Annotated in this window: 4 protein-coding genes; 3 read left to right on the forward strand and 1 reads right to left on the reverse strand. The window is 35.8% G+C overall.

From position 1 onward, the window contains the following. Nucleotides 1–76: 76 nt before the first annotated feature. Entirely contained in the window at nucleotides 77–352 is a 276-nt protein-coding gene (locus ASJ81_RS09245; protein ID WP_095644220.1) for a hypothetical protein, read from the reverse strand. A gap of 175 nt (nucleotides 353–527) precedes the next feature. Here ASJ81_RS09245 and ASJ81_RS09250 point away from each other — a divergent pair, with 175 nt between their 5' ends. The 3 genes from ASJ81_RS09250 to ASJ81_RS09265 all read left to right on the forward strand — a co-directional run. Then, nucleotides 528–938: a hypothetical protein gene (locus ASJ81_RS09250; protein ID WP_095644221.1), complete on the forward strand. Its 411-nt coding sequence runs from the start codon at nucleotides 528–530 to the stop codon at nucleotides 936–938. Between the two features lie 585 nt (nucleotides 939–1,523). Beyond that, nucleotides 1,524–1,922, forward strand: a complete 399-nt coding sequence (locus ASJ81_RS09255) for a transcriptional regulator protein (protein WP_095644222.1) — start codon at nucleotides 1,524–1,526, stop codon at nucleotides 1,920–1,922. A gap of 1,155 nt (nucleotides 1,923–3,077) precedes the next feature. After that, on the forward strand, nucleotides 3,078–4,218 hold a 1,141-nt coding region (locus ASJ81_RS09265), incomplete at its 3' end, for a serine/threonine-protein kinase RIO2 (protein ID WP_095644223.1).

Raw genomic sequence — 4,218 nt, forward strand, 5'->3', positions numbered from 1 at the left:
TGGAAGAGGTAGCGTAATGGCGCGATTCATAGTATAGCTTCTTGTCGCACCTGCGGAAAGTGGGTTATAATATCAATTACCAGCCTTTTTTAAACTTCTTTGGAAGCTTTTGTTCCTTACTATTAGATTTTCTTTCATGTGTTGATCTCTTAGCTTTTTTTGTTTCAGACATTTCAGGTTTCGGGTTGTTTGAGTCTTGATTTTTTCCAATTTCAAATGCTTCAAAAGAAGACGGCTCATTATCTTCGACATCCTTTATTACAAGATTTCTCATATTATCTAGCATTTTCTTAAAAGGATTTTTTCTCTTTTCGGGATTATTGTGTGGACTATTAGGGTTATTATCAACCATAAATTATCGACCATAAAACTGCATACTTATTTTATTATCTTATTATTCGTAAGCAATGTTAATGAATTAGTAGGTGAACGCTAAAAACAATGAAATACGAATTATTAAAGAGATTTTAGCGAAACACTGTATCGTATATTAATCTATTTATATACTTAACTACATATGTAGTAGCGTGAAACAGTATAAAACTATTCGACTCTCAAAAAGTGTATTTTCAGACCTGAAAGCTTTGCAAAAAGACGGAGAATCAATTCCAGATACAGTCCGAAGATTGCATAATGATTACTCGGATTGTATTGAAGAAATTCAGTACAGGTATTCAAGAGATATAATGAATGACGGGTCATTTACTCAGTATATTTCTATCACTGCAAGTGATAACAGTAGATACGGTTCACGATATACCGAATATTTCATGAGGATAGGAGAAGAAATGAACGACATTGTTCGGCTCCCAAAAGACGTTCTCGATGAAATCAGTTGGATGCCGCAACATCCAGATGAGATATTCAATACTACTATGTTTACTTTGATATCTATTGAAAAAGCTTTGATAGAATGGAATAGAGAAGACAAAAAATAAACCGAAATTCTTTTTTAAAATTCCTATAACCAGTATGTTACTGGCTTGCATCTTAATAATTTTTTACTCTATTTTCGAACCCTTCAATATAGTAGCTAGAAAATGAAAAATTACTTGTTCCTTGCTTTAACAGTTCCTTGCTTTAACAGTTCCTTGCTTTAACAGTTCCTTACTTTAACAGTTCCTTACTTTAACAGTTCCTTACTTTAACAGTTCCTTACTTTAACAGTTCCTTACTTTAACAGTTCCTTACTTTAACAGTTCCTTGCTTTAATGGTTCTTTGCTTTAAAGACTCTTCCTGAGTATACCGGGTCCATCTGACTAGAGTGATAACCCTGGCTTTTTCACGTAGTTACTGGCCTGATTACTATATAGTACGGTTGAGCAGGTGTCACAATAATCCCAGAATAACCAGTAGATTAAGAAAAACGCTTTTTATTATTTTCAAAATGTCAATACATCATTTATCACGCAAATGTATATATTTTGAAAATGTTTATAAGTAATTACCTACTTATAAAGTAATATAAAAAATTTTTTTAAGTGATAAACTATCCATAAACTCGAAATATTAAGAGGTTATTATGAAAGACTATGAAGTAAAAGTGTTGGACGAAAATGATTATATTTTTATTAAAGCGTTAAATAATCTTGGGATGTCAAAAAATGCCGCTACAACCGTGGCTTATCTTATGAATGTAGACGAAGCTTCATCCCGGGAAATTGAAATAAGTACTGGATTAAGACAACCCGAAGTCAGTCTTGCAATGAGGCTAATGTGCAATCAATCCTGGGTTAGTATACATTCGGAAAAAAAACCCGGAAAAGGGCGACCGATGAAGATCTATTCTCTTGCGGTTCCGGTCGACGAGATCATTAGTTATTACGAAGACAGGGTTTATAAAGAATCTCAGGCAACTATCTCAGCAATCAAAAAACTAAAAGCGATGAGCAAACAAGTGTTTCCTATTCCATCAAAATGAAGGATTTCAAACAGAGTTCGCTCCATAATGGTTGATAATCAGTTTTGGAATCCACTATTATGGAGTGGAAAAAACACTTAATATTGACAGCTTGCTGTGTGTAACTTCGTTTAGCTTTTCTATTTCTTATCTTTAATATTTATTAGTTATCTTTAATGTTCATTTCTTGTCTTTAACGTTTATGCTTTATCTTTCAGTTTATCGCTTCTCTTAACGCTTATTTCTTCTCTTTAACATCCGTTTATTCTTTAACATTTATTTCCTTTTTTAACGTTTATTTATGTCTTTAATGTCTTATTCTTGTCTTAAATACCCATACCTTGTATTTAATGTGCAACTAGTACTTCTACAAACAAGACCTTCACGCAGGATACCCTTAAATACCTATCAGTATCCTGGGCGATGACAGCCATAGCCATTGTAAATAGCTTCCGGATATATGCTCGTGATCAGGTATGCGGAGCATATGTTAGGTCGTAGTACAAAAATAGATATCACTAATTCCTTTGGTGCGCGCATCAGTTTAATCCTGGTTTTTACAGCTCTTATTAACACTAATTTCTTCCTGCAGTTAATCCAATTCGATTAAATTATGGGTCAATAACAAGGCTGCGACCTCATTTAATGTTAGTTTAAGTTCGGACTTCCCCTGAAATAGTTCATCATGGATCGCAATTAAATATCTTTTATTCGGTGGAATATACCAGTAGGGATGTGATAAAATGCCATTTTCATAAATTAAAGACAATTCATCTATTTTATCCAAGACAGTTTTTTTATTCATGGTTCCTTCAAAAAAGGTTTATATAGTTTTCTCAAGCTCCTAGACAAATGATAAATACTTTTAATGTCAGGGTTCTCTCCGGAGTCACCCACATTTTCTCATCCCACATTTTTCTCATATATCTTATATTAACTCCCTTATAAATTATTCTAAAATTGCTATTTTGTTTTGTTTCAATCATTGAGCAAAATAATTAGCAGAAACCCTTCTTCTCACCCTGCTATTTAAAGTATGCTAGACAGGTGTTTACCTTCCAGAATACGAAAGTCGGAGAAAAATTGATGAGGAACACTCGACTGGCATAACGCTGGCAGTGAAACTGGAGTATGATACCTATTATTTAAATATCGAGGGATATATCTAGTATCAAGATGATCGACGAAGCGCTGAGGGTTTTTAAAGATCTTGACTCAAAGGATTTCAGGATCCTGACTGGCATTGAGACCGAAATGAAGCATTTTGAATGGGTGCCAATGGAACAACTGAATAAATACACCAGGTTGCCCTTTGAGAAGCTGGAATACAGGCTAAAAAAACTTGTGAGGAATAAGCTTGTTGTCAGGATCACCCAGCCTTACGAGGGTTTTCAGATTTACTTTGAGGGATACGATGTCCTTGCCCTTAATGCCTTTGTCAAGCGAAAAAGTATCAGTGCAATAGGGGACGAAGTCGGGGTAGGAAAAGAATCGGTAATTTATGAAGCAATCCTCCCGCCTGAGCTTTCAATTGGCGAACCTGTTCCGGTCGTGATCAAGTTTCACAGGGAAGGGAGGACAAGCTTCAAGCAAATAAAACGTGTGCGTGAGCACCTTGGGGAAAGAGAACATTTTTCCTGGATCTATGCAGCCAGACTTGCCGCCCAGAGAGAGTATGACATCATGACCACCCTGTATCCAGAGGTCTCAATCCCAAAGCCCTTTGACCACAACAGGCATGCAATAGTCATGGAACTTGCAAAAGGTAGCCTTCTTTCAAAAACAAAACTTATTGACCCTGAATGGTATCTCGATGAGATCCTCAAACAGGTAAAAATTACCTATTCGCTGGGAATTATCCACGCCGATCTAAGTGAGTATAATATTTTTGCTTCCGAAGATGGAGTCCAGTTAATTGACTGGCCTCAGTATATTACTCCTGAACACCCCCATGCCGATGAAATTCTCGAGAGGGACGTTTCAAACGTTTTAAATCATTTTTTCCGAAAGTACGGAGTTAAAAGGGAGCTTGATGAAACAATCCGTGAAATTAAGAACCAGACAGGCAAAAGCGCAGAAGATATAAAAGAAAATACAGAAAACAGGTCTGAAATACCTACTGTGGAAAAACGGAAGCTTGAAAAAACCCTGGAAGAAGGTTTTGAAGAGGAAGACCTGGAAAAAAGCTTTGAAGAGGACATTGAAAAGGATATTTTTCAGGAAGAAGACTTTGAAACCGAAAGATTTGAGACAGAAAGTTTCGAAGCTGAGGAATTTGAGGCTGAGGAATTTGAGGCTGAGGAATTTGAGGCTGAGG

The sequence above is a fragment of the Methanosarcina spelaei genome (assembly GCF_002287235.1).
GTDB lineage: Archaea > Halobacteriota > Methanosarcinia > Methanosarcinales > Methanosarcinaceae > Methanosarcina > Methanosarcina spelaei.

Excerpts from the sequence above, each read along its gene's own strand:
- ASJ81_RS09245 (WP_095644220.1), bottom strand. The coding sequence starts at position 352 with ATGGTTGATAATAACCCTAATAGTCCACACAATAATCCCGAAAAGAGA.
- ASJ81_RS09255 (WP_095644222.1), top strand. The coding sequence starts at position 1,524 with ATGAAAGACTATGAAGTAAAAGTGTTGGACGAAAATGATTATATTTTT.